The organism is Phenylobacterium sp., assembly GCF_025934275.1.
In the GTDB taxonomy this organism is placed as follows: domain Bacteria; phylum Pseudomonadota; class Alphaproteobacteria; order Caulobacterales; family Caulobacteraceae; genus Phenylobacterium.
In genome coordinates this window covers 17,965-43,954 of record NZ_JAICYI010000026.1, presented here as the reverse complement: position 1 = coordinate 43,954, position 25,990 = coordinate 17,965, and the positions used below count along the sequence as shown (strand labels likewise).

Annotated in this window: 26 protein-coding genes and 1 tRNA gene; 10 read left to right on the top strand and 17 right to left on the bottom strand. The window is 70.1% G+C overall.

Annotation, left to right across the window (positions count from 1 at the left end):
• A partial coding sequence (locus Q0W60_RS08735; RefSeq protein WP_297694606.1) for a glutathione S-transferase N-terminal domain-containing protein occupies positions 1-293 on the bottom strand: 293 nt, incomplete at its 3' end.
• 190 nt (positions 294-483) lie between these two features.
• On the opposite strand from Q0W60_RS08735, the gene Q0W60_RS08730 reads away from it, so the two are divergent.
• Positions 484-957 (top strand): 3D domain-containing protein, encoded by a 474-nt coding sequence (locus Q0W60_RS08730; protein ID WP_297694604.1) that lies wholly within the window; start codon positions 484-486, stop codon positions 955-957.
• 147 nt (positions 958-1,104) lie between these two features.
• Complete coding sequence (locus tag Q0W60_RS08725; protein ID WP_297694602.1) at positions 1,105-1,683, top strand: AAA family ATPase; 579 nt, start codon at positions 1,105-1,107, stop codon at positions 1,681-1,683.
• On the opposite strand, the gene Q0W60_RS08720 is transcribed toward Q0W60_RS08725, so the two are convergent.
• From Q0W60_RS08720 to cobA, 6 genes are read right to left on the bottom strand one after another with little or no spacing between them, the layout of a single operon-like run.
• Entirely contained in the window at positions 1,617-2,432 is an 816-nt protein-coding gene (locus tag Q0W60_RS08720; protein WP_297694600.1) for a ferredoxin--NADP reductase, read from the bottom strand. The two genes, Q0W60_RS08725 and Q0W60_RS08720, sit on opposite strands and share 67 nt — an antisense overlap.
• A 32-nt stretch (positions 2,433-2,464) precedes the next feature.
• On the bottom strand, positions 2,465-3,208 hold the full coding sequence (locus tag Q0W60_RS08715; protein WP_297694609.1) for a phosphoadenylyl-sulfate reductase: 744 nt from the start codon (positions 3,206-3,208) through the stop codon (positions 2,465-2,467).
• 2 nt (positions 3,209-3,210) lie between these two features.
• Positions 3,211-3,711: a DUF934 domain-containing protein gene (locus Q0W60_RS08710; RefSeq protein ID WP_297694598.1), complete on the bottom strand. Its 501-nt coding sequence runs from the start codon at positions 3,709-3,711 to the stop codon at positions 3,211-3,213.
• Positions 3,695-5,350, bottom strand: a complete 1,656-nt coding sequence (locus Q0W60_RS08705) for a nitrite/sulfite reductase (protein WP_297694596.1) — start codon at positions 5,348-5,350, stop codon at positions 3,695-3,697. Before Q0W60_RS08705 ends, Q0W60_RS08710 begins: the two co-directional genes overlap by 17 nt.
• 6 nt (positions 5,351-5,356) lie before the next feature.
• The gene (locus Q0W60_RS08700) at positions 5,357-5,716 is read right to left on the bottom strand and encodes a DUF2849 domain-containing protein (RefSeq protein ID WP_297694594.1); all 360 of its coding nucleotides are present in this window, start codon (positions 5,714-5,716) and stop codon (positions 5,357-5,359) included.
• Positions 5,713-6,543, bottom strand: a complete 831-nt coding sequence (gene cobA / locus Q0W60_RS08695) for a uroporphyrinogen-III C-methyltransferase (RefSeq protein WP_366075366.1) — start codon at positions 6,541-6,543, stop codon at positions 5,713-5,715. Before cobA ends, Q0W60_RS08700 begins: the two co-directional genes overlap by 4 nt.
• Before the next feature lie 193 nt (positions 6,544-6,736).
• Here cobA and gcvA point away from each other — a divergent pair, with 193 nt between their 5' ends.
• A complete protein-coding gene (gene gcvA / locus Q0W60_RS08690; protein ID WP_297694592.1) occupies positions 6,737-7,693 on the top strand; it encodes a transcriptional regulator GcvA in 957 nt (318 codons plus the stop codon).
• A gap of 10 nt (positions 7,694-7,703) precedes the next feature.
• Here gcvA and Q0W60_RS08685 read toward each other — a convergent pair whose 3' ends face one another.
• Positions 7,704-8,018 carry an Hpt domain-containing protein gene (locus Q0W60_RS08685; RefSeq protein ID WP_297694590.1) on the bottom strand — a complete coding sequence of 105 codons (315 nt, stop codon included), beginning with the start codon at positions 8,016-8,018 and terminating at the stop codon, positions 7,704-7,706.
• 100 nt (positions 8,019-8,118) lie between these two features.
• Here Q0W60_RS08685 and Q0W60_RS08680 point away from each other — a divergent pair.
• Positions 8,119-8,194, top strand: a tRNA-Lys gene (locus Q0W60_RS08680).
• A 39-nt stretch (positions 8,195-8,233) separates the two neighbouring features.
• Here Q0W60_RS08680 and Q0W60_RS08675 read toward each other — a convergent pair.
• Entirely contained in the window at positions 8,234-9,682 is a 1,449-nt protein-coding gene (locus tag Q0W60_RS08675) for a family 16 glycosylhydrolase (protein ID WP_297694588.1), read from the bottom strand.
• A gap of 250 nt (positions 9,683-9,932) precedes the next feature.
• On the opposite strand from Q0W60_RS08675, the gene Q0W60_RS08670 reads away from it, so the two are divergent.
• Genes Q0W60_RS08670 through Q0W60_RS08650 form a run of 5 tightly spaced genes read left to right on the top strand, consistent with a single transcriptional unit; the run spans position 9,933 to position 15,132 of the window.
• The gene (locus tag Q0W60_RS08670) at positions 9,933-10,241 is read left to right on the top strand and encodes a hypothetical protein (RefSeq protein ID WP_297694586.1); all 309 of its coding nucleotides are present in this window, start codon (positions 9,933-9,935) and stop codon (positions 10,239-10,241) included.
• Between the two features lie 6 nt (positions 10,242-10,247).
• Positions 10,248-11,756, top strand: a complete 1,509-nt coding sequence (locus Q0W60_RS08665) for a class I adenylate-forming enzyme family protein (protein WP_297694584.1) — start codon at positions 10,248-10,250, stop codon at positions 11,754-11,756.
• Positions 11,757-11,762: 6 nt separating this feature from the next.
• Positions 11,763-12,752, top strand: coding sequence for an enoyl-CoA hydratase/isomerase family protein (locus Q0W60_RS08660; protein ID WP_297694582.1), 990 nt, complete (start codon positions 11,763-11,765; stop codon positions 12,750-12,752).
• A complete protein-coding gene (locus tag Q0W60_RS08655) occupies positions 12,749-13,768 on the top strand; it encodes a CoA transferase (protein ID WP_297694581.1) in 1,020 nt (339 codons plus the stop codon). The genes Q0W60_RS08660 and Q0W60_RS08655 overlap by 4 nt, the downstream gene beginning before the upstream one ends.
• Entirely contained in the window at positions 13,765-15,132 is a 1,368-nt protein-coding gene (locus Q0W60_RS08650) for an amidohydrolase family protein (RefSeq protein ID WP_297694580.1), read from the top strand. The genes Q0W60_RS08655 and Q0W60_RS08650 overlap by 4 nt, the downstream gene beginning before the upstream one ends.
• Here Q0W60_RS08650 and Q0W60_RS08645 read toward each other — a convergent pair.
• From Q0W60_RS08645 to Q0W60_RS08620, 6 genes are all read right to left on the bottom strand, one after another.
• The gene (locus tag Q0W60_RS08645) at positions 15,129-15,869 is read right to left on the bottom strand and encodes an SDR family oxidoreductase (protein ID WP_297694578.1); all 741 of its coding nucleotides are present in this window, start codon (positions 15,867-15,869) and stop codon (positions 15,129-15,131) included. The genes Q0W60_RS08650 and Q0W60_RS08645 overlap by 4 nt on opposite strands.
• Before the next feature lie 267 nt (positions 15,870-16,136).
• On the bottom strand, positions 16,137-17,828 hold the full coding sequence (locus Q0W60_RS08640; protein WP_297694576.1) for an AMP-binding protein: 1,692 nt from the start codon (positions 17,826-17,828) through the stop codon (positions 16,137-16,139).
• Positions 17,829-17,884: 56 nt separating this feature from the next.
• Positions 17,885-19,246 (bottom strand): hypothetical protein, encoded by a 1,362-nt coding sequence (locus tag Q0W60_RS08635; protein WP_297694574.1) that lies wholly within the window; start codon positions 19,244-19,246, stop codon positions 17,885-17,887.
• A gap of 94 nt (positions 19,247-19,340) precedes the next feature.
• Complete coding sequence (locus Q0W60_RS08630; protein ID WP_297694572.1) at positions 19,341-20,201, bottom strand: fumarylacetoacetate hydrolase family protein; 861 nt, start codon at positions 20,199-20,201, stop codon at positions 19,341-19,343.
• A gap of 121 nt (positions 20,202-20,322) precedes the next feature.
• Positions 20,323-20,583: an SWIB/MDM2 domain-containing protein gene (locus Q0W60_RS08625; RefSeq protein WP_297694571.1), complete on the bottom strand. Its 261-nt coding sequence runs from the start codon at positions 20,581-20,583 to the stop codon at positions 20,323-20,325.
• A 143-nt stretch (positions 20,584-20,726) separates the two neighbouring features.
• Complete coding sequence (locus tag Q0W60_RS08620; RefSeq protein WP_297694569.1) at positions 20,727-21,185, bottom strand: hypothetical protein; 459 nt, start codon at positions 21,183-21,185, stop codon at positions 20,727-20,729.
• Between the two features lie 156 nt (positions 21,186-21,341).
• On the opposite strand from Q0W60_RS08620, the gene Q0W60_RS08615 reads away from it, so the two are divergent.
• Positions 21,342-22,976: an acyl-CoA synthetase gene (locus Q0W60_RS08615; RefSeq protein ID WP_297694567.1), complete on the top strand. Its 1,635-nt coding sequence runs from the start codon at positions 21,342-21,344 to the stop codon at positions 22,974-22,976.
• On the opposite strand, the gene Q0W60_RS08610 is transcribed toward Q0W60_RS08615, so the two are convergent.
• Both Q0W60_RS08610 and glf read right to left on the bottom strand, forming a co-directional pair.
• Positions 22,951-23,427: a helix-turn-helix domain-containing protein gene (locus Q0W60_RS08610; protein ID WP_297694565.1), complete on the bottom strand. Its 477-nt coding sequence runs from the start codon at positions 23,425-23,427 to the stop codon at positions 22,951-22,953. The genes Q0W60_RS08615 and Q0W60_RS08610 overlap by 26 nt on opposite strands.
• A 70-nt stretch (positions 23,428-23,497) precedes the next feature.
• On the bottom strand, positions 23,498-25,756 hold the full coding sequence (gene glf, locus Q0W60_RS08605) for a UDP-galactopyranose mutase (protein WP_297694563.1): 2,259 nt from the start codon (positions 25,754-25,756) through the stop codon (positions 23,498-23,500).
• Between the last annotated feature and the right edge of the window lie 234 nt (positions 25,757-25,990).

Here is a 25,990-nt window from a genome sequence, read left to right as displayed (position 1 = left end):
TGCTCCCAGAACAGCCACTCGAGCATCCTGGCCCGTTCATAGGCGTCCTGCGGGATCAGCTCGGAGCCTTCGGCGAGGTGCAGGATGATGGCGTTGGACTGGGCCAATGGCCGCCCGTCGTCGAGGATGACCGTGGGAACCTGACCGGCCGGATTCATCGCCAGGAACGCCGGAGTCCGCGTCTCGGCCTTCTGGACGTCGGTCTCGATCCACTCGTACGGCAGCCTCAAATGATCGGCCGTCCACTTCACCTTCAGGCAGTTTCCGGAGATGGAGTCCCCATAAATTCTCAAAGCCCGACTCCTCTACGGCCGAGCTAGGAATTCTGCTCAACCGCTCGGAAACGCAAGCGATCCTGTCTAACCGGATCTGTTAGGAAAACTGACAGACCAGCCTGCCGCATCGGGACGGGGTTGCCCTTAACCATTTTTGCGGGGTACGAGTTTCGGGCACACCAGCTCAACGACGAAGGAGACGCCGTCAATGCGACGCCGCCTCGCCGCCCTGGCCGCTCTTCCCCTTCTCGCCTTGGGTTCGAACGCGCATGCCGCGTCCTCCGATCCCGTCGGCGACCTGATTATGTCCGTGGTCACCGGCACGTTGCCGACCGGCCCGGTGTTCAATCTCAAGGCGACGCTCTATCACGCGGGCGCCAAGGGCGTGGGGGCGCTGGATTCCCTGGGCTGCAAGGTCGTCGCCATGCGCACCGTGGCCGTCGACAAGAACCTGATCCCGAAGCGGTCGATCCTGTTCATCAAGGAGACCGTCGGCATGAAGCTGCCCGACGGCTCGATCCACGACGGCTACTGGTACGCCTCCGACACCGGCGGCGCGATCAAGGGCAAGCGGATCGACCTCTACACCGGCTCGCGCGCCTCGCGCGCCGCCCAGGCGCTCAACCTGGCGCGGCTGACGGCGATCAAGGTCGGGGACTTCAAGGGCTGCCCGCCGGGCTGACCGCCTTCCGCTGGTCCCCCCGAGGCGGGAAGCGAAGCGGAACTTCAACGTCCCGGACTCGCAAGATCGAGCCGCCGGCGAACGGGCGCGGCTCGACGTCTGATTCAGCTGGGTATCCCGGCTTTCGCGGGGATGAGCGGAGTGTGAATGGCCATCACTGAAAAGCCGAACTTCTTCGTTCTCAGCGGCGGGCCCGGCGCAGGCAAGACCACGCTCCTGCGCCGCCTGGAGTCCATGGGGGAGCTGGTGGTCGAAGAGAGCGCCCGCGCGGTGATCCGCGAAGCCCCGGCGGCGCGCGGCGGAGAGGCCTTCTTCCGCCGGATCGCGCAACGCGACATCGCCGACTTCGATCGTCTGGCCGCGGAAACCCGCCGCGTCTTCTTCGACCGCGGGCTGATGGACTGTTATGGCGCCGACGGCGTGCCGCCGTGGCCGGAGCTGGAAGCCGCCATCCGCACCCGTCGGTACGGCGAGACGGTCTTCGTGTTCCCGCCCTGGCGGGAGATCTACAGCACCGACGCCGAGCGCATCCAGGACTTCGCTCACGCCGAGCGCGTGTTCGGGATCGTCATGGGCCTGCTGCCAAGGCTCGGGTACCGACCGCTGGTGGTCCCGATCGGCACGGTCGAGGAACGCGCCCGTTTCGTGCTCTCGAGGGCTCAGGTCTCGACGAAGGCGCGCTCCAGCACGAAATCGCCGGGCTCCGCGATCGAGCCCTCGACGTAGCCGCGATCGAGCAGCTGGCGCTTCAGGCCGGCGAGAACCGAGGGGCCGCCGCAGAGCATCACCCGATCCACCGCCGGATCGAACGGCGGATTGCCGAGGTCGCGGAACAGCTGGCCGCTCTCGATCAGGTCGGTGATCCGGCCCTGTGTCTTGAACGGCTCGCGGGTGACGGTCGGATAGTATTTGAGCTTCGGGACGATCAGGTCGCCAAGGTATTCGTCGTTGGGCAGGTCATGCTCGAAGAGCTGGCGGTAGTTGAGGTCTGCGACGTTGCGCACCGTATGGGTGACGATCACCTCCTCGAAGCGCTCGTAGACCTCCGGATCGCGGGCGAGCGACAGCCAGGGCGCAAGCCCGGTGCCGGTCCCCAGCATGTAGAGCCGCTTGCCGGGCTTCAGCCCGTCGAGCACCAGCGTGCCGGTGGGCTTGCGGCCGACCAGCACCTCATCGCCCACCTGGATGTTCTGCAGCCGGGAGGTGAGCGGACCGTCCGCCACCTTGATCGAATAGAACTCGAGGTGGTCCTCCCAGGCGGGCGAGGCCACCGAGTAGGCGCGCACCAGCGGCTTGCCGTTGGGCAAGGTGAGGCCGACCATCACGAACTGGCCGCTCGTGAAGCGGAAACCTGGATCGCGCGTCGTGCGGAAGGAGAACAGGCTCTCCGTCCAATGCTGGACCCAGGTCACGGTCTCGACGAGGAAGGCGCTGGAGACCTTCGGGGCCGGCTGGGCCACGATCACATCCGTCATTGAACTCTCTGGTTTGTTTAAGCCCGGCGGTCCTAGATGTCGCCGCCCACGTTTGGCGCAGTCCCCGGCGCACGCGCCAGATGGATGCCGCACTCGGTCTTGTCGGACCCTTTCCAGCGTCCGGCGCGGAGACTCTCGCCGTCCTCGACGGGTGCGGTGCAGGGCCAGCAGCCGATCGACGGGAAACCCTGCTCGACCAGCGGGTGGGCGGGCAGGTCGTGCTCGGCCATGTAGGCGTCGAGCTCGGCCTTCGCCCAGTTGGCCAGCGGATTGAACTTCACCTTGCCGTCCGTCTGCTCGACCACCGGCAGAGACAGCCGCGCGCCGCCGTGGAAGCGCTTGCGCCCGGTGATCCAGGCGTCGAACTCAGCCAGTCCGCGATCCAGCGGCAGCACCTTGCGGATGTGGCAGCAGGTGTCGGTGTCGGTCTCCCACAGCTTCGCCTGCGGATCCGTGGTCGCCAGGTCGTGGTAATGCGGGCGCAGGTCGCGGACGTCCTTCAGGCCGAGGCGCGCCGCCAGCATCCGGCGGTAGTCCAGCGTCTGGCCGAACAGCATGCCGGTGTCGAGGAACAGCACCGGAATGTCGCGGCTCACCTGGGCCGCCAGATGCAGCAGCACCGCCGATTCCGCGCCGAACGACGAGACCAGAGCCAGCTTCTCGCCGAAGGTCTCGTGGGCCGCCTCCAGCACCGTCAGCGGATGGGCATGGCGCAGCTCCGCATCCAGGCGTTGGACGCGCGGCGGCTGCGGGCGGCGGATGTCGTCGAGGGCCAAACTCACGAACTGCGCTCCACGAAAGCGGGGACGCGCGCGTCGACCCCGCGTTGGTACACATGGCGGTAGCGGCGGGTGGCCCTTTCCCACTGCTCCGGGGTGGATCCGTCGGCGGGCTCGAAGGCGTCGAAGCCGCAACGGAGCATGAAGCCCGCCTGCTCGCGCAGCACGTCGCCGCAGGCGCGCAGCTCGCGAGGGAACTTGAACCGGTCCCTGAGGATGCGGGCGTTGGAGTAGTGCCGCCCGTCGAGGAACTTCGGGAACTTGAGCGCGACGACCGCGATCCTCGGCAGGTCGTAGGCCAGCGCCTCCACTTCCTCGTCGGTGGTCAGGCGCACGCCAACCGAGCGGCCGTCGGAGAGCAGCCCCTCGCCTTCGGTCTGGAAGCGGGCGAGCGACAGGATCACATCGCCCGGCGGCAGCGCCTCCTCGTCATCCACATGGGTGAACGGGTCGTTGGCCAGCACCATGCAGCCGCCCTGCGACTTAATGAGCGTCGGCATAGACGGCCTCCTTGAAGGGGGCGACGCCGGTGCGCCGGAAGGTGTCCAGGAAGCGCTCGCCCGCCGTCCGCTCGCGCAAATAGACCTCGACCATCTGCTCGACGGCCTCGGCGACCTTGTTGGCCGGCAGCGCGGGCCCCAGGATCGAGCCCAGCGCCGCATCTTCGGCGCCGGACCCGCCAAGGGTGACCTGGTAGAACTCCTCGCCCTTCTTATCGACGCCCAGGATGCCGATGTGGCCCACGTGGTGGTGGCCGCAGGCGTTGATACAGCCGGAGATGCGGATCTTCAGCTCGCCGATCAGTTCGGCGCGCTCAGCGTCGTCGAAGCGGCGGGCGATGTCCTGGGCGATCGGGATCGCTCGGGCGTTGGCGAGCGAGCAGTAGTCCAGGCCCGGGCAGGCCACGATGTCCGTGACCAGGTCCATGTTGGGCGTCGCCAGCCCCGCCGCCTTGAGCGCCGCGTGCACCGCCGGCAGATCGTCCAGCCTCACGTGGGGCAGCAGCAGGTTCTGCTGATAGTTCACGCGGATGTCGTCGAGCGAGTAGCGCTCGCCGAGCTCGGCCACGACCTCCATCTGCTCGGACGTGATATCGCCGGGCGTCTGGCCCGGCGTCTTCAGCGAGACGTCGGCGATCGCGTAGCCCGGCTGCTTGTGCGGATGGACGTTGTGGCGCGTCCAGCGGGCGAACTCGGGATCGGCCGCCTTGGCCTGTTCGAAGGCCTCGGAGGCGGGCGCCAGCGTTGCGAATTTCGGCGTGAACCAGCCGCGGATGCGGGCAAGCTCGGTGTCGGGCAGGTCGACCGGCTCTTGCTCGGACTTCTCCCACTCGGCCTCGACTTGCTTGGCGAACTCCTCGGCGCCGAGCGAGGCGACCAGCACCTTGATGCGCGCCTTCCAGATGTTGTCGCGCCGGCCGTAGCGGTTGTAGACGCGCAGGATCGCCTGCAGATACGACAGCAGGTGACGGGTCGGCAGGAACTCGCGGATCGTCGGGCCCAGATAGGGCGTCCGGCCGAGGCCGCCGCCCACCATCACCTCGAACCCCAGCTCGCCGCTCCGCCCGCGCCGCAGCGCCAGGCCGATGTCGTAGACCCGGAGCGCCGCCCGGTCCTTGGCGGCCGCCGTGACCGCGATCTTGAACTTCCGCGGCAGGAACGTGAACTCGGGGTGCAGCGTCGACCACTGGCGGATCGCCTCGGCCCAGACCCTCGGGTCGTCCAGCTCGTCGGCGGTCGCGCCGGCGTAGGGGTCCGCGGTGATGTTGCGGATCACGTTGCCGGAGGTCTGCATGGCGTGCATCTCGACCTCGGCGAGATGCTCCAGGATCTCCGGCGCGTCCTTCAGCTTGATCCAGTGGAGCTGCAGGTTGGTCCGCGTCGTGAAGTGGCCGTAGCCCTTGTCGTACGTCTTGGCGATGTAGGCGAGCTTGCGCAGCTTCCTGGCGCTGAGCGTCCCATAGGGGATCGCGATCCGCAGCATGTAGGCGTGCAGCTGCAGATAGAGCCCGTTCATCAGGCGGATGCGCTTGAACTGGTCCTCGGTGAGCTCGCCGGCCAGCCGGCGGTTCACCTGTTCGCGGAACTCCGCGGCCCGATCGGCCACGAACTCCTTGTCGATGCCGTCATAGCGGTACATGCCGGCTCACTTCCGCTTGATCAGGTTGACCCGGCCGGTGGAGCGGGCCGCGCCGTGGGCGTGGCGGAGCGCCTCCACGTCCTCGCCGCCGACGGCCTGCTTGCCGTGCTGGGGATGATTGGTGGGGCCCAGGCACCGCACCCGTTCCCGGAAGCTCAGCGGCGCCCACAGGCCCTCGGAGTCGATCAGGTCGATCAGGTAGGGATCCACCACGACCGTGCCCTGCGCCTTGGCCTTGCCTTCGGCGTCCAGCGCCGCGGCCTCGTCGCCGAAGATCTGCGCCTCGGCGAACCGCTCGACCCAGCGGCCGTCCTTCCAGAACACCGCCTCGCCGTCAGCCAGCCGATTGCCGGTGAGCGCCTTCATGACCGCTCATTCCCGCGCAGGCGCGAATCCATGCTGAGATCGGGCCAAACGCCAGCGGGCATCAGGTCCTGCGCCATCGCCATGGCCTCGCCGACGATCAGCAGCGCTGGGCCGCTCAGCGCGGCGGCCGCTTCGGCGAGCCCGGCCAGCGTGGTGACCACGCGCCGCTCGTCGGCGCGCGAGGCGTTCTCGACGATCAGCGCCGGCGTCGAACTCGCCCCGCCGGCCGCCATCAGCCGCGCGGCGATCGGCGCCGCCATCGAGAGGCCCATGTAGATCACCACCGTCTGGTTCGGCCTGGCGAGCGCCGCCCAGTCGAGATCCGGCTCGCCGCCTTTCGCGGCATGGCCAGTCACGAAGGTCACCGCCTGCGCCGATCCGCGGTGGGTGAGCGGCGCGCCGGCGCTGGCGCCCGCCGCCAAGGCCGCGGTCACGCCGGGGATCACACGGCATTCAACGCCGGCCGCGCGGCAGGCTTCCAGCTCCTCGCCGCCGCGGCCGAAGATGAACGGGTCGCCGCCCTTCAGCCGCACCACCGTCAGCCCCTCGCGGGCGAAGGCTGTCAGCATGCGGTTGATCTCGTCCTGGCTGTAGGAGTGGCGCGACTTGCGCTTGGCGACCGAGATGCGGCGCGCGGCCGGCGGCGCGAGGTCGAGGATCGCGGCCGTGACCAGCCCGTCATGCACCACGACGTCGGCGCTCTGCAGCGCCTTCAGCGCCTTGAGGGTCAAGAGCTCGGGATCTCCGGGACCTGCGCCGACCAGCCACACCACGCCCGCGCGCGCGGGCGGACGTCCGCCCAGCACCACCAGGCGCTTGGGTCGCATTGCGCTGTCGCGTCGCTGCGGCATTAGCTTCTCTATAAGCTCCAAGCTCCAAATCGAGACGGGACGGAGTTTCCCCCGCCCCGCTCGCACCCGCCGGTGAAAAGGGCCGATACACCGGTGGACGCTTGCAATTAGGGCGGTCCGGCCCCACTTCGCAAGCCAAGGACTTCTGCCCGGGCTGTCAGGAATTCTCATGGAACGTACGCAGGAGCGCCGCCGTTTGCCGCCGCTCAACGCGCTCCGCGCCTTCGAGGCGGCCGCCCGCCACCTGAACTTCAGCCGGGCCGCCGACGAGCTCTCGGTCACCCCTGGCGCGGTCAGCCAGCAGATCCAGAACCTCGAGGACTATGTCGGCGCGGCGCTGTTCAAGCGTACGCCCAAGGGCCTCTTGCTCACCGACGCGGCGCAGACCGCGCTGCCGGCGCTGCGCGAAGCCTTCGACCGGCTGGCCGAGGCCGCCTCCCTGCTCACCGCCGCAGTCGATGGCCGGCGCCTGACGCTGACCGCCCCGCCCTCGCTCGCCGCCAAGTGGCTGGTGCCCAGGCTGGGCGCCTTCGAGCAGGCGCACCCCCAGGTCGATGTCTGGCTGCAGGCCGGCATGGAGATCGTCGACCTCACCGCGGGCGAGGTCGATCTGGCCATCCGCTACGGCTCGGGCCGCTATCCGGGCCTGGAGATCAAGCGACTGATGGGCGAGAGCGTCGTGCCGGTGATCAGCCCCGAACTGCACGACCAGAGCCCGCTCGCCTCGCCGAGCGACCTGGCCCGCCACGTGCTGCTGCACGACGGCTCGCCGGATCTCGACGACTCCTGCCCCGACTGGCCGATGTGGCTGGCGGCGCGCGGCGTGAAGGGGATCGACGGCGCCCGCGGCCCGCGCTTCAACCAGTCGAGCCTGGTGATCGAGGCGGCGGTCAACGGGCGCGGCGTGGCGCTCGCCAAGCGCACGCTCGCCCAGGCCGACCTGGAGGCCGGTCGGCTGATCGCTCCGCTGCAGATCGCGACCCAGGTCGACTTCGCCTACTACCTGGTGCACCCCAAGGCCAAAGGCCGGCTGCCGCAGGTCCGCGCCTTCGCCAGCTGGATCGAGGCCGAGGCGCGGGCGCACGAGGAGGCGCTGCGCACGATCGACAACGGCGCGGGCATCTAGCGAGCTGCCCTCAGGCGCGGGGATAGGCGGCGATCTCGGCGAGGGCCGCATCCAGCGCCCGCACCACCTCGGCCAGGCCGCCGGGGCCCTCCGCTTCGGCCTGGGCGCAGGCCTCGCCCAGCGCATGGGCGCCGATCCCGCGCGCCGAGCCTTTCACCGTGTGGGTCACGTCGCGCCAGCCCGGGTCCTGCGGATCCAGATGCGGCCGCCAGATGGCGGCCTGCTCGGCGAAGATGTCCAGGACCTCGCCGACGAGCCCCAAGTCGCCGGCCGCGAAGCGCTCCAGATAGGCGAAGTCCACCGCCTGCTGCGCCGCCTTCGGCATGCCTCGAACCTCCCCGCGCGCGCCTTGCCAACGTCGTGTTTTCGCGTATTTTCCGCGCCCTCGCCGCCGGCCCCCCTCTCGCACCGGGCCGGAGCGGGACGGGTGTATAGCTCAGTTGGTAGAGCAGCTGACTCTTAATCAGCGGGTCGTAGGTTCGAATCCTACTACACCCACCATTCTTTCAAAGACTTACCTGACGCCTAGCGCCGCGGGGCCTAAGCGGAGAGGATCCAGCCCGGCGGCAGGCTCGCCAGGTCGACACCCTGCAGGATCAGCTGCGCGCCGCCGGTGATGTCAATCACCACATCAGCCCCGGACTGGGCGACGGAGTAAGTCGCGCCCGCGGCGATCAGCACATGGTCGCCTTCGGCGGCGTGGAAGTCCGTGACCAGGTCGATCCCGGCGTCGCCGAAGCTGAAGAAGGTGTCGGCCCCCGTACCGCCGGTGATCGTGTCGTCGCCTCGGTCGCCGGACAGCCAGTCGTCGCCGGTTCCCCCGGTCAGCACGTCATCGCCCTGGCCGCCGCGAACCACGTCGTTGCCGTCGCCGCCATCGACGGTGTCGGCGCCGAGGTTGCCGTTCATCGTGTCGTCGCCGAGATCGCCGAAGAGCGTGTCGTCGTTCTTGCCGCCGAGCACGACGTCCGAGCCCGCGTCGCCATGCACCATGTCGTTGCCGACGTTGCCGTTCAGGCTATCGGGCCCGTCGCCGCCATGCATGGTGTCCTGGCCATCGCCGCCGCTGAGCACATCCGCCCCCGCGCCGCCCTGGACGAGGTCGTCGCCGCCGCCGCCGGTCAGGCTCGCGCCGGCATCGGGCGCACTCAGGGTTTCCGCCGCCGCCGGCGCCGCCACGCTGGCGTCCGAGCCGGAGACGTAGGGGTTGGAATCCCACGCCTTGATGTAGTCGATCTGCAGCGCATCGGACCCCCCCGTGGGGGACAGGTCGATGGGGCCGGCCCACGAGCCGCCCAGCGCCAGGTCGGCGAAGATCACATAGGCCTGGTGCATGTCCGCGGGCGTCGCTTCGGTGCGGGTCGCCACGCCGTCCACGTACCAGGTCAGCGTCGTGGCGGTCCAATCGAGCGCGAAGGTGTGGAACTGGCCGTCGTCCACGTTCACGCCGGATGCGTAGGACCCGCTCTCCGTCGCGCCGTGGGTGGCCTGCCACACCGCGCCGTGTTCCTTGCCGACGCTCTCCATGATGTCGACTTCGCCGGGGTTCCAGCCCGAGCTCGTCCCGCCGGCCGGCAGCATCCAGAACGCGTTCCAGGCGCCAGGATCGGTGGCGATCTTGGCCCGCATCTCGAAGAAGCCGTACTCCTGCGAGAACTGGGCCGTCGGGCCGCCGGTGAGCCAGGGCGCCAAGCCCCGCGTGGTGATCATGCCCGAAGTGAAGTCGTACCCCATCGCCAGCACTTCCGGGTTGGTCGTCTGGTGGGCGACCAGAGAGAGCACGCCGTTGCTGACCTGGTAGTTGCCGTCGTTGAAGTCGCCAGGGTGGCCGTTGAAGTAGGGGCCGGTGTAGAGTTCCTGCTCCCCCGGCAAAGTGTAGTCGTTTATCCCGCCGTAACCATAGTTGTCGCGCCAAACGCCGTTGGGGTTATACTGCGCATTCCAAACGCTTAGCGAATTGAAATCGTCACTGAACGTGAGGGTGGCCATACTATCCCCGACTGGTCCGCCGCTTGCCGCCGTTGGACCAGCAGTCTTAGTGACGGGGGGCTAATAAACCTTAAGCGCGTGAGGGCCCGGCCAGCGCCGAGGCCACCGGCCGGCGGCATTGGTCTGGCGGCGCGCAGGCCGCTATGTATAAGGAGCGGCGAATTGCAGCCGGAGACGCCGGGAGCCTGCGCGCGCCGATCGCGTTCGCACGCAGGGAAGCCGGCGCGGCCGGAGGGGAAGGAGTGAGCCCATGGAGTTGAAGCCCGGATCCCGCTGGAAGAGTGCTGTCTGCGACACCGAGGTCGTGGTCGTGCGGCCGCCCAAGACCGAGGCCGACCTGCGCTGCGGCGGCTACCCCATGGTCCCCAACGCCGAATCCAAGCCGGAGGGCAAGACCCTCTCGCCCGACTTCGCCGAGGGCAGCCAGATGGGCAAGCGCTACGCCGACGACGAGACCGGCCTCGAGGTGCTCTGTGTCAAAGCCGGGGCCGGGACGCTCTCCGTGGGCGGCCGCCCGATCGGCGCGAAGGAAGCCAAGAAGCTGCCCGCGTCGGACTGACCGCCGATGCACACGGCCCTCCTCCTCGACATGATGGCCGACGCGGCGCCGGATCGCCTGGCGCTCGGCCGCCGACGTGACGGCCTGACCTTCCACGAGGTCCGCCGCCGCGCGCACCACGCGGCCGAATGGCTGCAGGGCAAGGGCGCGGGCACAGTGGTGTTCCTGGGCCTCAACGGGACGGCGCTGCCGATCGCGCTGTTCGCCGCCGGCATGCTGGCCAAGCCGTTCGCGCCGCTGAACTACCGGCTGCCGGACGCCGACCTGCAGAAGCTGCTCGCCCGCACCGCACCTTCGGTCGCCATCGTCGACGACGACATGGCCGGCCGGATCGGCAAGCCCGCGGGCGTCGCCGTCGTGACCCGCTCCGAATTCGAGATCGCCTGCAACGCGTCGGGCCACTCGGACGCCCAGTTCGACGAGGACCACGACATCGGCGTGCTGCTGTTCACCAGCGGCACCACCGGCGAGCCGAAGGCCGCCATCCTCAGGCACCGCAATCTCACCTCCTATGTCATCTCGACGGTGGAGTTCCTGGCGTCGGAAGAGGATGAGGCCGCGCTGGTCAGCGTGCCGCCCTATCACATCGCCGGAGTGTCCGCGATCCTGACCGGGGTCTACTCGGGTCGCCGCATCGTCCACCTCGACACCTTCACCCCCGAGACCTGGGTCGCCACCGCGGCCGAGGAGGCGATCACCCATGCAATGGTGGTTCCCACCATGCTGGGCCGGATCCTCGACGTGCTCGAGAAGACGGGCGAAAGCCTGCCCAAGCTGAAAGCGATCTCCTACGGCGGCGGGCGCATGCCGCTGCCGGTCATCGAGCGCGCCATGAGGCTGCTGCCGCACGTTGGCTTCGCCAACGCCTACGGGCTGACCGAGACCTCCTCGACGATTTCGATCCTGGGCCCCGAAGATCATTGGGAAGCGGTCCGCTCCTCCGATCCGGAGGTCCGCCGCCGGCTGGGCTCGGTCGGCAAGCCCCTGCCCTTCCTGGACGTCGAGATCCGGGGGCCTCACGGCGAGGTGCTGCCGCCCGGCCAGTCCGGCGAGGTGTATGTGCGAGGCGACCAGGTCTCCGGCGAATACGCCGGCAAGACCCTCGTCGACGGCGAAGGCTGGTTCGCCACCAACGATGGCGGCTGGATGGACGCCGACGGCTATCTCTTCCTGGAAGGCCGGCTGGACGACGTGATCGTGCGCGGCGGGGAGAACATCTCCCCGGGCGAGATCGAGGACGTTCTGCGCGCCCACCCGGCGGTCGCCGACGTCGCGGTGTTCGGGACGCCGGACAAGGAGTGGGGCGAGACGGTCGCCGCGGTGGTCGTGCCGAAGGACGCCAGGCCGTCCACGGACGATCTCGCCGGGTGGGTCCGGGCCCGCCTGCGTTCCACCAAGACACCGGAGGTCTGGGCCTTCCGCGACGCCCTTCCCTACAACGACACGGGCAAGCTGCTCCGCCGGCAGCTGAAGGCGGAGTTCTCCGGGCCGGCCAAGCAGCCCGCGTCGGCCTGACCGCCCGTGGCCGCCGCCGGCGCGCTCTCCGATCTCATCGCGCTGGGCGGCGCCGGAATGAGCGTCAGCGATCTCTCCGACGGCCCGGTCGCGCCGCACCCGCCAGGACCTGGCGTCGTGCGGATCGGCGTGCATCGCCACGGCGTGCGCCCGACCGGCGGGCTCGAGCCGTTCGATATCCTGCTCTCAGCGGAAGCGTCGGCCCCGATGCCGTGGGTGGGTTGCGGGCCGGAGGCGCTCGAGACGGCGCTCGAGAGCCTATCCGCGGTCGTCGAGCGGCAGCCGCTCGCCACAGCCGTGGCCGCGCAGGTGTTCCGCGCCACCCTGGCGCTCGCGTTCGACCACGCGCTCGCCCTGGAATCCTTCGCCTACTCCATGCTGCTGGCCTCGCGCGAGTTCCGCGCCTGGCGGGCCGCCAACCCGCCGCGGCGGCGCGACGAACCGGCCGCCCCTCGCGTCCGCATCGAACCGGACGGCCAGGCGATCCTGATCCGGCTCGCCCGCCCGGCGGCGCGCAACGCCTTCGACGCGGCCATGCGCGACGAGCTCTGTGAGGCGCTGACCTTCGCCCGCGACCATCCCGACGCGCCGCCGGTCATCCTGCGCGGCGACGGGCCAGCGTTCAGCGCGGGGGGTGATCTCGCTGAGTTCGGCTCGGCCGAGGACCCCGGCCAAGCCCACCTGATCCGCTCCCTGCGCTCGCCCGCCCGTCTGGTCCATGATCTCGGAAGCCGAATGACCTCGCGCCTGCACGGCGCCTGCATCGGCGCCGGCATCGAGGTGCCGGCGGCCGCGGCGCGCGTCATCGCGGCCGAGGACGCCGTCTTCCGGCTGCCCGAGGTCTCGATGGGCTTGATTCCCGGCGCCGGCGGCACGGCGACCATCCCGCGTCGCATCGGCCGTCACCGCGCCTGCTACCTGGCGATCTCCGGCGCGGAGTTGCGCCTCGAAACAGCGTTGGCCTGGAAGCTGGTCGACGATCGGATCGCGCCGTGAACCCGATCGGCCCGGCGCTGGCGCAGCTGGGCGCCGAGATCGGCCGCCTGACGGCCGCCTTCGGCCGAAGGGTCGATGTCGGCGCGATGCGGATCAGCGATCGGGCCGGCGTGTTGCCGCTCGCTGAGCCCGGACGCGTCTCGCCGAACGGGGCGGCCCGGCTGATCGAGGCCGCCGACGGCTGGATCGCGGCGAACCTGGCGCGCGAGGAGGACCAGGAGCTGGTTCCCGCCTGGCTCGGGGGCGACGTGGGCGCGGAGCCCTGGCCGGCGATCGCCGAGGCCGCCCGCACCCGCCCCTGGCGCGGGATGATCGCCGATGCGGCGCTTCTCGGCATTCCCGCGGCTGGCGTGGGCGAGGTGGTCTGTGAGAGGCTTCACGCGCCGCTGATCCGCCTCGGGCCCGCCGCCGCCCGACCCGCAACGCCGAGGGTGGTCGATCTCTCCGCCCTGTGGGCCGGGCCGATGTGCGGCGCGATCCTGGCGGCGGCCGGCTGCGCGGTGACCAAGATCGAGAGTCCGCGACGTCCCGACCCGACCCGCCAGTCGACGCCGGAGTTCTTCCAGCGGCTGAACGGACGCAAGGCCGAGCTCGCCTTCGACTTCACGACGCGGGAAGGCCGGGGGCGGTTGCGCGAGACGATCCTCGCCGCCGACGTGGTGATCACGGGCGCCCGTCCGCGCGGCCTCGCCTCGCTCGGCCTCGCCGTCGAAACGCTGATGGCGGAGAAGCCGGGCCTCGTCTGGGTCGCCATCACCGGCTACGGCTGGACGGGGCCGGGCGCCAATCGCGTGGCCTTCGGCGACGACGCCGCGGCGGCCGGCGGCCTGGTCGGCTGGGAGGGCGGCGCGCCTCGGTTCCTGGGCGACGCCCTGGCCGATCCGGTCACCGGCCTCGCCGCGGCCGCGGGCGCCTTGCAGGCGCTCGAAGCCGGCGGCGGCCTCCTGGTCGACGCAGCCCTCGCCCGCTCGGCCGCCGCGGCGGGCGCGCTCTGCGGGCTCAGGGCGAGCGCATGATCCTGCGCAACGTGGAGGTGGACGCCCAGACCGGCCTCGACGTGCGTCTGGAAGGAGGCCGGATCGCCGCGATCGGGCCAGGGTTCCCGCGCGACAGCGAGGAGATCGACGGGGGCGGCGGGGCGCTGATTCCTGGCCTTGCCGACCACCACATCCACCTGTACGGCCTCGCCGCCCAGGCGGGCTCCGTCGACCTGAACGACGCCCGCAAGGCCAGCGACGTGGCCGCCCGAATTGCGGCCGCGGCCGCGCAGCGGCCGCCCGGCGCCTGGATCCGCGCCGTCGGCTACCACGAGCGGATGGCGGGCGATCTGACCCGCGAGCAGCTCGATGCGCTCGCGCCGGATCACCGGCTGCGCGTGCAGCACCAGACCGGCGCGCTGTGGGTGCTGAACAGCGCTGCGCTCGCCGCTGTGCGGGAGGGCGCCCCCCTCCCCGCGTTCGTCGAACCGAGCGGCCGCGTCTGGCGCGGCGACGCCTGGCTGCGCGAACGGATCGGGGCCGAGCCGCCGCCGCTCGGGGCTGTGGGGCGCCGCCTCGCCGGCTACGGGATCACCCACCTGACCGACGCGACCGTCAGCACCGACGCTGCCGCCGCTGCGCGCCTGGCTGACGCCCATCGCGCGGCCGAACTGCCCCAGCACCTGACCCTGATGAGCGCCGGTCCCCTGACGGCGCCGGAGGACCGCGCCTTCGCCGTCGGACCGAAGAAGGTGCTGCTGGACGAGCATGACCTGCCGCCGGTCGAAGCGTTCGCCGGCTGGATCGCCGAGGCTCGCCAGATTGGCCGCGCCACCGCCGTCCATTGCGTCACCGCCGCGGAGCTCGCCCTGACGCTGGCGGCCTTCGAGGCGGCAGGCGCCCGCCACGGCGACCGCATCGAGCACGGCGGGATGATCCCGGCCGCCGCCATCGGCGAGATCCAAAGGCTCCGCCTGGCCGTCGTCACCCAGTCGATCTTCATCCGCGACCGCGGCGATCGCTACGCCGCCGAGGTCTCGTCGGACGAGCAGCCGGACCTCTACCGCTGCGCCACGCTGCTGGCCGCCGGCGTGCCGGTGGCCGGCAGCTCCGACGCCCCCTATGGCGCGTCCGATCCCTGGGCCGCCATGGCGACCGCTGTCTCGCGCCGCACGAGAGGCGGGCGCGTGATCGGCCCCGCCGAGCAGGTCGGACCGGTGTCGGCGCTCGGCCTCTATCTCGGCGAGCCCGCCGATCCCGGCGGCCCGGCCCGCCGCATCGCGGTGGGCGCCGCCGCCGACCTCTGCCTGCTGAAGGTTCCGCTCGCCCAGGCGCTCGCCAGCCCCTCGGCCGAGCTGGTCGCGGCCACGATCGTGGACGGCCGTCGCGTCTGGCCGGCTTAGGCTCCGCCGTCGACGCGGATCACCGCTCCGGTGGTGAAGGACGACGCCGGGCTCGCCAGATAGAGCGCGGTCGTCACCACCTCCTCGGGCTTCCCGGGCCGCCCCAGGGCGTTGCTCGACCGCTCGCGCGCCTCGGGCGGCCAGGCCTTGGCGATGTCGGTGAGGAAGGGTCCGGCGCAGATCGCGTTCACCCGCACCTTGGGCGCGTACTCGCGGGCCAGCGAAACGGTCATGGCGTTCAGCGCCGCCTTCGCCCCCGAATAGGGCACGACGCCCGGGCTCGGCGTCAGCGCCGCGATCGAGGAGACGTTGATGATCACGCCGCCGTCGCCTTGCGCCATCCGCCGGCCGACCTGGGCGGCGAGCCGGAACGGGCCCTTGAAGTTCAGGCCGACGACACTGTCGAACAGCTGCTCGGTCACCTCGTGCGAGGCCATGGCCGGCGACATGCCGGCGTTGTTGACCAGGATGTCAATGCGCCCGAACTCCGCGTAGGCGGCCGCCATCAGGAGGTCGATCTCGCCCCACTTGGCGGCATGCGCGGCATGCGCCAGCGCGCGCCGCCCCATCGCCCGCACCTCTTCGGCCGCCGCCTCGCAGGCCTCGATCTTGCGGCTGGTGACGACGACGTCGGCGCCCCGCTGCGCAAAGGCGCGGACCATCTGCAGCCCCAGGCCGCGGCTGCCGCCCGTGACCAGGGCGATCTTGCCGGAAAGGTCGAACAGGGGATCGCTCATCGCCCGCCTCCGCGTCTCGTGCGGCCCAGTGGTGGCGCCTCACCGCCGCGTCAGTCGAGCGATTCCGTCAGGCCTGACAGACGACGGAGAGGGGTCGCGGAATGATCCAGGCGCGCAGCGGCCGCTGGGGGGCCTTCCGCCACGAAGGCGAATTCGTTGACCGGGCCGCGTCGAGGACGACCGCGGCGAGCCCGCCCGCCCTGCGCCGCGCCCTGGCGAGCGCGCGGGCCTGCTCGAGCGCGAGCGCCTTGAGCGAGGTCAAGGCTTTCAGGCCGTCGCCATCTCCTTGAGCCCGAGCTCCGCAATCATCGCCTGGCGGATCTCGAACTTCTGAATCTTCCCGGTGACCGTCATCGGGAACGCCTCGACGAAGCGGACGTAGCGCGGGACCTTGTAATGGGCGATCTGGCGCTTGCAGAAGCCGACGATCTCCTCCGCCTCGCAAGCCTCGCCGGCGCGCAGCTTCACCCAGGCGCAGATCTCTTCCCCGTACTTCTCGTCCGGCACCCCCACGACCTGCACGTCCTCAACCTTCGGATGGCGGAACAGGAACTCCTCGATCTCGCGCGGATAGACGTTCTCGCCGCCGCGGATGATCATGTCCTTGATGCGCCCGACGATGTTGCCGTAGCCCTGGGCGTCGAGCGTGGCGAGGTCGCCGGTGTGCATCCAGCCCTCCGCGTCGACCGCCTCGGCGGTCTTCTCCGGATCGTCCCAGTAGCCCAGCATCACCGAGTAGCCACGCGTGCAGAACTCGCCCGGCGTCCCCGCCGGCGCGATCTCGCCGTCGGCGTCGACGACCTTCACCTCCAGGTGCGGCTGCACCCGTCCGATCGTGGAGACGCGCCGCTCGATGCGATCGTCGATCGACGTCTGCATGCTCACCGGAGACGTCTCGGTCATGCCGTAGGCGATGCCCACGTCCTTCATGTGCATGCGCTCGATGACCTTCTTCATCACCTCGATGGGACAGGGCGAGCCGGCCATGGTGCCGGTGCGCAGCGACCTCAGGTCGAAGTGCTCGAACTCCGGATGCTCCAGTTCGGCGATGAACATCGTGGGCACGCCGTAGAGGGCGGTGCAGCGCTCGGCCTCGACCGTCGCCAGCGTCGCCAGCGGATCGAAGCCGGCTTCCGGATAGACCATGGTCGCGCCATGGACACAGCACGCCAGGTTGCCCATCACCATGCCGAAGCAGTGGTAGAGCGGCACCGGGATGCACAGCCGGTCGCCCTCATGCAGACCCATCGCCAATCCGGTGAAATAGCCGTTGTTCAGGATGTTCCGGTGGGACAGCGTCGCGCCCTTCGGCAGGCCCGTGGTGCCGCTCGTGAACTGGATGTTGATCGGCTGATTGCGGTCGAGGCCGCGTGCGATCTCCGCCGCCCGGACCCGTTCCGCCGCGCCGCCCCGCTGCGCAACTTCCTCGAAGCCGAACCAGCCGGGGCGAGGCGCCTCGCCGATCACGATGGCGCTGCGCAACTGCGGCGCGCGCGCGGCCTCGAGCGAGCCGGGGGCGGCGCGGGCGATCTCCGGCGCCAGCGCCTCGACCATGGCCACGTAGTCGCTGGTCTTGAACCGTTCGGCGCAGACCAGCGCCTTCACGCCCACCTTGTTCAGCGTGTATTCGAGCTCGGAGGCTCGGTAGGCGGGATTGATGTTGACCTGGATCAGGCCGACCCGGGCGGTGGCGAACTGGGTGAGCGTCCACTCGGCGCAGTTGGGCGCCCAGACCCCGACACGGTCGCCGGGCTCCAGGCCGAGGGCGAGCAGTCCCGCGGCGAGGTCATCGGCCTTCTGCAGCAGCTCCGCCCAGGTCCAGCGCACGTCCTGATGCCGCGAAACCAGCGCCTCGGCCTGCGGCCAGCGCGCCGCAGCCATGGCGAGCGCCTCGCCGATGGTGTGCTCCAGGATCGGGGGCTGATCCGCGCCCTTGGCGTAGCTGAGCTGGCGCGACATGGCGGAACCTCCTCTGGCCAGGCCCGGCGAACCTAGCACGAAGTGATCCCGCGCCTTTAGCCCGCCTCCTGCCGCGCGATGCTCACGTGGGTGGCGCCCAGGAGCGCGAGCTCGCCGGCCCGCCGCTCGGAGGGCGCCTGGTAGACCATCACCGAGCGGGCGACGCGCTTGGCCGCATGGATGGCCGGACCGGCCCAGGGTGCGAACTCCGCCTCGCTCAGGTCCGGCGGACAGTCGAACGAGAGCCCGCGCAGCCCGGTGCCCTTCAGGGGCGCCAGCACCGCCGGGGTCGGCGCCAGCAAGCGCCCCACCACGAGCAGCGTGAATGGCTGGATCAGTGAAACCGCCGACAGCAGCGCGCTCGAGGGCACGCCTTCGATGTCGCAGATCTCGCAGATCACCCCGCAGCTCACCAGGCGGCCCGCCTCGCGCAGGGGCTGGACGAGTTCGGCGCGGCCGCGCTGGCTGGCGAGGCTCGCATAGGACAGTGGAATGATGAGGCTGAGCTGGGCCTCGCCGGCGCCGTCGTGCTGCAGGCGGTCGATGCCGCGGGCGATGGTCGCGAGGTCCACCCGCAGCAGGTCTGCAGCCGAGAGGTTGGAGACCGCGACCCGGCTCAGCTCCTCCTGGCTGCGCGTGACCACCACGCGGCGGTTCATGCGGAAACCGATGCGGGTGAAGCCCTTCAGCTCGAACACCGGCTCCAGGCTGGCCGAGACGCGCAGCTGACGGCCGTCATTGGCGATGAACGGCGACCAGCGGTCCACGACCTGGCCCTCGCTCCTTGGCGCGGGTCCGCCCGCTCCGCGCGCCGAGGCGGGCCCCGGCCAGGCGGCCGCAGCGGCCGGGGGCGTCGCGGCGCCGGACGGGCCGGGCTCGGGCGTCGCGCCGTTCAGGACCCCCTCCTCGCGGTCGGCCATCTCGCTGGCCCGAACGTCCATCGGCCGCGCTTCGAGGTTGGCGCCGGCGATGCGGGTCACCTGCAGCACGCCGTCTCCCGCCAGGTGCGCATCGCCCAGGAAGTGGTGCAGGATCTCGCGCAGATAGCGCAGGCACGCCGCCTGGGCGGCCAGGCGGCTGAGCTCGGGCTGCACCACCAGGAAGTCGCTCCCCGAGACGCGGACGCTCAGGCCGCGTGCGCCCAGGCCGCGCTCGATGACCCGCGAGGCGAAGTCGTAGACCTGATCCTGGCGAAGCGACCATCGCGGCCCGAGCCGAGTCTGCACGGCCTCGAGCGAGATGAGGTTGACCTTGCCGGCGGCCAGCAGCGTGCGGTCGCTGAAGCGCTCCAGAGAGGCCTCGAGTCCGGCCGAAACGACGCGCGGGATCGCCTCGCGCCCCGTCGCCGGCCCCGCGGGCGAGTCCGCGCGTCCGGCCTCGGCGGATGGTGCGCTTTGGACCTGCTGGGCGGACGGCATGCGATGGCCTTCACTGACGTCATGGTGGCGGATCTCTGGATGGTCGCGGATAAGTTTTAACGCTCCATTCACGCCGATCGGCGCGGACCGCCGGTCACGCGGCGGCGATCGGGTTGCGCAGGATGCCGATGCGCTCGATCTCCACCTCGCAGACGTCGCCGGGCTTCATCCAGACCGGCGGGCGGCGGACGAATCCCACGCCGGCCGGAGTGCCCATCACCAGCACGTCGCCGGGAACCAGCGTCGTCACCTGGCTGACATAGGCGATGGTCTCGGCCACGCCGAAGATCATCTCGGCGGTGTCCGCCGACTGCATTACCTGGCCGTTCAGCCGCGTCTCGAGCCGCAGCCCCGCCGCGCCCGCCGGCAGCTCGTCGGCCGTGACCAGCTCCGGCCCGAAGCCGCCGGTGGCGTCGAAGTTCTTGCCCAGCGTCCATTGGGAGGCGCGCATCTGGAAGTCGCGCAGCGAGCCGTCGTTGAACACCGAGTAACCGGCTACGGCCTCCAGCGCCTCGTCCTGGGTCGCGGCCCGGCAGGTGCGGCCGATCACCGCGGCGAGCTCGCCCTCAAAGTCGAGCGCGCTCGAGGCCCTAGGCTTGATGATCGGCGCGCCGTGCGCGGTAAGCGACTGGGCGGTGCGCAGGAAGACATTGGGGGCCGAGGGCTTCTCCATGGCGCTTTCGGCGGCGTGGTCCGGGTAGTTCAGCCCCAGGCAGATGATCTTGCCGGGATTTGGGATCGGCGGCTGCAGGGTCACATCCGCCAGCCGCAGCCGAGCCTCGGGTCCAGCGCGGGCGGCCGCGGCCTCCGCGCGCGCCAAGCCGTCGGCCAGGACGAGGAGACCGGCCAGGCTCGTCGGAAGCTCGGGCGCGGCGACAGCCAAGTCGACCAGCGTATCGCCGATACGCACGCCGACGTGCGCGGCCTCGCCGGATCGGAATGTCGCCAGCCGCATGGATCGCCTCCCGGATCCTGCGGCTAAAGGCACGAAGAAACCTCGCTCGGCAAGCGGCCGGCGAGGTCCTTCGCTCTCCATGGGCGCGTCCGCGGCGTCCCCACGCCGCGGCGGCCGGACGCTACTTCAGGTGCTGCGCCAGGTGCTTGTTCATCTCGAACATGCTCACCCGGTCCTTGCCGCCGAACACCGGCTTCAGCTTGGCGTCCGCCACGATCTCGCGCTTGTTCTGCGGATTCTGCAGGTTGTTGCGCTTGATGTAGTCCCAGATCTTCGAGACGCACTCGCCACGGGACAGTTGGCCAGAGCCCACCACGGCCGCGAGCTGCGGCGACGGGGTCATGGGCTTCTGCAGCGCGTTGTTCTTCTTGGTGTCGGCCATTGGGCTCCCCCAGCTAAGAGTCAGGCGCCCCGCACGCGAAGCGCGTGACTGAGTCGCTTCGCGGTATGCTACGTGGCGCGCGCCCTGAGCGCCACTCGAATGCAACGCTTGGGCTGCCGGGCGCCGATATAGCTCGGCGGCGGTCAGGCCGGGCGGTGGGCGTCGCCCTCGTCGCGCCTGCGGCCGCCCGGCGCGCCATGGGGCGGGATGCCGCGCTCGAGCTCGTCGTAAATCTGCGCCGTCGCGGCCTCGGTCGTCGGATCCAGCCGCTTGTCGCGGGTCGCCCAGCGGGCTGCGCCATAGGCGATGGCGACGCCCAGCACGAAGAAGCCGAAGACGCCGATCAGGAAGTACAGGGAGCCGCTGGAATCCAGCCCGCCCGCCAGGGTGTTGTGACCGCCCTGCGCCAGCGCCCGCACGATCCCTGCGTCGATCGTCATCGAGAACACCCAGAAGGCGAAGGCGACCGCCCAGGCGAGCCAGAGGAAGATCTGCGCGCCGACGTCGCGGTAGCTGCTGCGGCCCTCCGAATAGGTCTCGTCACGATACGTCCCGCCGTACGCGCTGGGGGTGCTTGCATCGGAATAGGTGTCGATCGGCATTGTCGGACTCTTCGGTGCTCGGGTTCGCCGGCCGCGCCGGCCTCAGGGTCCAAACCCCAAGCGCGGCTCGGCCGTTCCCTCCGCAGGGGCGTTGACTTCCCCTCCGTCCGGCCCGCCAATCGGAGCTGAAAACCACAACAGTTCGGGAGGATGGCGATGACGTCTTGGACCTTCGCCGACGTTTGGGAAGCCATCGCCGCGGCGCAGCCGGACCGCCCCGCCCATATCCAAGGCGAGCGGGTGGTCACCTGGCGGCAGTTCGACGCGCGCGCCGACGCGCTCGCCGCCCACCTCGTCGCCGCCGGTCTTGGCCATCAGGCGAAGGTCGCCGCCTACCTCTACAACGGACCCGAGTACCTCGAGACCTATTACGCCGCCTTCAAGGGCGGATTCGCGCCGGTCAACACCAACTACCGCTACGGTCCCGAGGAGCTGATCTACCTGTTCGACAACGCCGATGCCGAGGCGATCGTCTTCCACGCCGGCTTCGAGGAGACCATCGAGATCATCCGCGCGCGGTTGCCGAAGGTGAAGGCCTGGATCGCCGTCGCCGAGCCGGGCCATGACGCGCCGACCTGGGCTGGCGACTATGAGACCATCGTCGCCGACACCAACGCCAGACGGCCGGTGAAGGCGCCCTGGGGCCGCTCGCCGGACGATCTCCTGCTGCTTTACACGGGCGGCACCACCGGCATGCCGAAGGGCGTCATGTGGCGGCAGGATGACCTGTTCAACGTGATCGGCGCGGGCGGCAACGTCGTCGCCGGGATCCCGCCGGCGACCGATATCCCGGAGCTCCTCGGCCGCATCGGCACCGAGCTGCTGCCGCAGCCCACCAGCCTGGTCGCCTGTCCCCTGATGCACGGCACCGGCCAGTTCTCCTCGTTCATCTCGCTCAATGTCGGCGGAACCGTCGCCACCCTCCCCTCGCGCAAGTTCAATCCCATCGAGCTGTGGAACGAGGCCGAGCGGCTGAAGGCCACCAACATCGTCATCGTCGGCCTCGCCTTCTCCACGCCGATGCTCGAGGCGCTGGAGGCCAATCCCGGCCGCTGGGACCTCTCCAACGTTCGGGTGATGAGCTCTTCCGGCTCGATGTGGAGCCAGGAGAACAAGCGCGGCCTGCTCAGCCACTGCAAGAACGCCATCATCATGGATTCGTTTGGATCCTCCGAAGCCGTCGGCATGGGGATCTCGGCCTCGGCGCCCGGCCAGGAAGTCCAGACCGCGGCCTTCGCGCTGGGGCCCAACTGCGGGGTGTTCGCCGAGGACGGGCGGCGCATCGAGCCGGGCTCCGGCGAGCGCGGCATGGTGGCGGTGTCCGGCTTCCTGCCGCTCGGCTACTACAAGGATGCCGAAAAGACCGATAAGACGTTCAAGACCCTGGAGGGCAAGCGCTGGAGCGTGCCCGGCGACTGGGCCGAGGTGAACGCCGACGGCACCCTGAAGCTGCTCGGCCGCGGCTCGGTGTGCATCAACACCGGCGGTGAGAAGGTCTTCCCGGAAGAGGTGGAGGAGGCGCTGAAGACCCATCACGCGGTGCGCGACGCGGTCGTCGTGGGCGTCCCCGACGCCCGCTTCGGCGAGCGGATCTGCGCCGTCGTCGAGCCGGAGGGCGGCGCCGAGCCGACGCTCGCCGAGCTGTCGGACCACGTGCGCAACCATCTCGCCGGCTACAAGGCGCCGCGCGAGCTGGTGGTGGTGGAGACGATCGGCCGGGCGCCGAACGGCAAGGTCGACTACAAGGCCGTCAAGGAGCGCGCACTCAAGGCGTTGAACGAGCCCGCGTGAGCTCCGGATCGCCGCTCGTCGCCGCGGCCCAGTCGCGGCGCTCCGCGGCGAGGCTGCGGATAAAGTCCACCAGCGCCGCCCGCGACTGACCGCGCGGCAGCTCGGCGAAGGCGTGCAGCAACTCGAGCGCGCCGGGTTGCGCGAGCAGCACGGCCACCTGGTCGATCGCGCCGCTGGCCGGCGAGACTTCTCCGAACAGCTCCGAGACCGGCGTGTTCAAGGTCGCCGCGATGCGCGCCAGCATGGACGCCGACACGCGGTTCGCGCCGCGCTCGTATTTCTGGATCTGCTGGAAGGTGACGCCGGCCGCGTCGGCCAGCGCCTGCTGCGAGAGTCCGCGCAGCTTGCGCAGCAGCCGGATGCGGGCGCCCACCGCCACGTCCACGGGATCGGCGAAGCTCTCCGGCTCTCGCCCCGCGGGGCGGCTCGTCTCACGATCAATCCGGCTCATCTTCCCTCACCGCGCGCAACCTTCAGCATTGCGCCCCGGATTGCAAGACCGGCGGCCAAATCCCGCCCGTTCAGTTCGCGGCCACCGCGCGCGCCGCCGCCTGGGCGGCGATCACCGCCCGGCCCTCGCGCTCGGCGATCCGCCGGAAGGTCGCCAACGCCTGCCCCACGACCTGGTCCATGTTGTAGTAGCGGTAGGTGGCCAACCGCCCGACGAACTGCACATTCGGCGTATCGAGCGCCAGCGCTTCGTAGCGCTTGTAGAGCGCCTGGTTCTCCGGCCGCGGCACCGGATAGTAGGGCTCGCCCTCGGCCCGCGGGAACTCGTAGGTGATCGTGGTCTTCCGGCAGGTCTGGCCGGTCATATGCTTGTATTCGCTGATCCGAGTGAAGGGCACCGATTCAGCCGGATAGTTCACCGTGCCGACCGGCTGGAACCACTCCTGATCCAGGATCTCGTGGCGGAACTCGAGGCTCCGGTACGGCAGGGCGCCGTAGCGATAGTCGAAGTACTCGTCGATCGGGCCGGTGAAGATCAGCCGGTCGTAGTCGGCCTCCTCGCGGACATCCTCGAACTCGGCGCCGAGCTCGAGCGTGACGCCGGCCTGGTCCAGCATGTTCTCGAACATTCGGGTGTAGCCCTCGGCGGGCATGTTCTGGAACTTGTCGGTGAAGTAGCGGTCGTCGGTGTTGGTCCGGGTCGGCACCCGAGCGGTGACGCTCTTGTCGAGCTCGGACGGATCCATGCCCCATTGCTTGCGCGTATAGCCGCGGAAGAAGGTCTCGTAGAGCTCGCGGCCGACCTTGGAGATCACGACGTCCTCCGAGGTGCGGATCCGCTCGACCGGCTCGGCGCGGCTCTCCAGATAGGCTTCGGCCTCCTGATCCGTCTGCAGGTCTAGGCCGTAGAGGAGGTTGAGCGTCGTGCGATTGATCGGGATCGGGACGTGCAGCCCGCCCTTCACGCAGGCCAGCACCCGGTGCTCGTAAGGCCGCCATTTCGTGAACTGCGACAGGTAATTGGCCACCTCTTCTGAATTCGTATGGAAGAGGTGCGGGCCATATCTGTGCATCAGGACGCCGGCTGCGTTCTTCTCGTCGTAGGCGTTGCCGCCGATGTGCGGCCGCCGGTCGATCAGCAGCACGCGCTTGCCGAGCTGGCTGGTCAGCCGCTCCGCGAGCACCGAGCCAGCGTAGCCCGCGCCCACGATCAGATAGTCGAAGGGCTTCTTGCGCGAGGCTGGCCGGATCGCCGGCGAGGCGGGTTCTTCGACCAGCATCGCCGGGCTGCGCAGCGCCGCCGCCCGGGTGATCTCCAGGTTCATCCGCGTGAACGTCTCGTCCCAGGAGTTGGCCGCAAGCGCCGCGTCCACGGCCTTCAGCCACGGCCCCTTGATCCGCGAGAGCGCGAGCGCCTGGTCGCAGGCGGCGATGAACGCCGCGGCGTCGCCGGCGATCTTCACGGCCTCCAGCTCGCCATAGTGCCGCGCGACGTCGACAATCGGCGTCGAGACCACCGGGCGGCCGCCGGCCAGATATTCCGGCGTCTTGGTGGGCGAGATGAAGCGGGTGGACTCATTGATGGCGAACGGCATCAGCGCGACGTCCCAGCCAGCCAGGTACTTCGGCAAGTCGTCGTAGGCCTTGCCGCCGAGGTAGTGCAGGTTCGGCCGCCGCGGCAGGTCGTCCGGGCTGATCTTCACCACCGGGCCCACGATCACCAGGCTCCACTCGGGCCGCGCGTCGGCCAGGGCGGCGAGCAGGCCGAGATCCATGCGCTCGTCCACGACGCCGTAGAAGCCGAGCCGCGGCCAGGGGAGCTTGGCCTGGTCGGCCGGCTCCGCGCGAAGGCTCCGGGCCTTGGCGAAGTGCGCCCGATCCACGCTGGAGGGGAACGGGTGGATGTTGCGATGCCGGTCCCGCTTGGCCTCCCACAGCGAGTAGCCGCCGGTGAAGACGACGTCGGCCGTGGCCATCAACTCGCGTTCGAGCAGGGTGAGTTCGGGCGGGGCGAACTTGAAGTTGGCCAACTCGTCCATGCAGTCATAGGCGGTGCACACCGCCTCCAGATGCCGGGAGAACGGCAGCATCATCGGCGTGTAGTACCAGCGGATGAGGTCGCCTTCGATCGCGGCCAGGGCCCCGTCGAGCAGCCCCTTCAGCACCTGGTCGCGGCCGCCCGCATCCAGGCCCGGCGGCAGGATCGGCGTCAGCACGATGACCCCGCTTTCCGGGCAGACCTCGCTCTTGAGCGTAGGGGTCGACGCCGCCGCGTCCTCGAGCGGCTCCTCCCAGAAGATCACCCTGCGGGTCCTGGCGAACCGGGTCATCAGGTGTTGCGGACGCTGGACGACGAAATTCCAGCGGAGGTGGGAAAAGCAAATGACTGTCTGACGCCCTCGCGAACGCGGCCCGATCGGAATTGAATAAGCGCCATCGGCGCTCGGGAACTGCTGCGAGTTCAAGGGCGCATTCCTTTTGAAATGTGACACACGAAGCCCATCGGAATAATACCCGGGACCCACGATGGTTCCTGGGGCCGTCGCCGCGGTTGCTGAAATAGT

What these genes read in the sequence shown, in the direction of transcription:
- Q0W60_RS08730 (WP_297694604.1), top strand. Translation starts at nt 484, where the DNA reads ATGCGACGCCGCCTCGCCGCCCTGGCCGCTCTTCCCCTTCTCGCCTTG.
- Q0W60_RS08645 (WP_297694578.1), bottom strand. Translation starts at nt 15,869, where the DNA reads ATGAGCGATCCCCTGTTCGACCTTTCCGGCAAGATCGCCCTGGTCACG.
- Q0W60_RS08665 (WP_297694584.1), top strand. Translation starts at nt 10,248, where the DNA reads ATGCACACGGCCCTCCTCCTCGACATGATGGCCGACGCGGCGCCGGAT.
- Q0W60_RS08610 (WP_297694565.1), bottom strand. Translation starts at nt 23,427, where the DNA reads ATGAGCCGGATTGATCGTGAGACGAGCCGCCCCGCGGGGCGAGAGCCG.
- Q0W60_RS08630 (WP_297694572.1), bottom strand. Translation starts at nt 20,201, where the DNA reads ATGCGGCTGGCGACATTCCGATCCGGCGAGGCCGCGCACGTCGGCGTG.
- Q0W60_RS08650 (WP_297694580.1), top strand. Translation starts at nt 13,765, where the DNA reads ATGATCCTGCGCAACGTGGAGGTGGACGCCCAGACCGGCCTCGACGTG.
- Q0W60_RS08615 (WP_297694567.1), top strand. Translation starts at nt 21,342, where the DNA reads ATGACGTCTTGGACCTTCGCCGACGTTTGGGAAGCCATCGCCGCGGCG.
- Q0W60_RS08700 (WP_297694594.1), bottom strand. Translation starts at nt 5,716, where the DNA reads ATGAAGGCGCTCACCGGCAATCGGCTGGCTGACGGCGAGGCGGTGTTC.
- Q0W60_RS08675 (WP_297694588.1), bottom strand. Translation starts at nt 9,682, where the DNA reads ATGGCCACCCTCACGTTCAGTGACGATTTCAATTCGCTAAGCGTTTGG.
- Q0W60_RS08720 (WP_297694600.1), bottom strand. Translation starts at nt 2,432, where the DNA reads ATGACGGATGTGATCGTGGCCCAGCCGGCCCCGAAGGTCTCCAGCGCC.
- Q0W60_RS08725 (WP_297694602.1), top strand. Translation starts at nt 1,105, where the DNA reads ATGGCCATCACTGAAAAGCCGAACTTCTTCGTTCTCAGCGGCGGGCCC.
- Q0W60_RS08705 (WP_297694596.1), bottom strand. Translation starts at nt 5,350, where the DNA reads ATGTACCGCTATGACGGCATCGACAAGGAGTTCGTGGCCGATCGGGCC.
- Q0W60_RS08635 (WP_297694574.1), bottom strand. Translation starts at nt 19,246, where the DNA reads ATGCCGTCCGCCCAGCAGGTCCAAAGCGCACCATCCGCCGAGGCCGGA.
- Q0W60_RS08670 (WP_297694586.1), top strand. Translation starts at nt 9,933, where the DNA reads ATGGAGTTGAAGCCCGGATCCCGCTGGAAGAGTGCTGTCTGCGACACC.
- Q0W60_RS08685 (WP_297694590.1), bottom strand. Translation starts at nt 8,018, where the DNA reads ATGCCGAAGGCGGCGCAGCAGGCGGTGGACTTCGCCTATCTGGAGCGC.
- gcvA (WP_297694592.1), top strand. Translation starts at nt 6,737, where the DNA reads ATGGAACGTACGCAGGAGCGCCGCCGTTTGCCGCCGCTCAACGCGCTC.
- glf (WP_297694563.1), bottom strand. Translation starts at nt 25,756, where the DNA reads ATGACCCGGTTCGCCAGGACCCGCAGGGTGATCTTCTGGGAGGAGCCG.
- Q0W60_RS08710 (WP_297694598.1), bottom strand. Translation starts at nt 3,711, where the DNA reads ATGCCGACGCTCATTAAGTCGCAGGGCGGCTGCATGGTGCTGGCCAAC.
- Q0W60_RS08620 (WP_297694569.1), bottom strand. Translation starts at nt 21,185, where the DNA reads ATGCCGATCGACACCTATTCCGATGCAAGCACCCCCAGCGCGTACGGC.
- Q0W60_RS08640 (WP_297694576.1), bottom strand. Translation starts at nt 17,828, where the DNA reads ATGTCGCGCCAGCTCAGCTACGCCAAGGGCGCGGATCAGCCCCCGATC.
- cobA (WP_366075366.1), bottom strand. Translation starts at nt 6,543, where the DNA reads ATGCGACCCAAGCGCCTGGTGGTGCTGGGCGGACGTCCGCCCGCGCGC.
- Q0W60_RS08625 (WP_297694571.1), bottom strand. Translation starts at nt 20,583, where the DNA reads ATGGCCGACACCAAGAAGAACAACGCGCTGCAGAAGCCCATGACCCCG.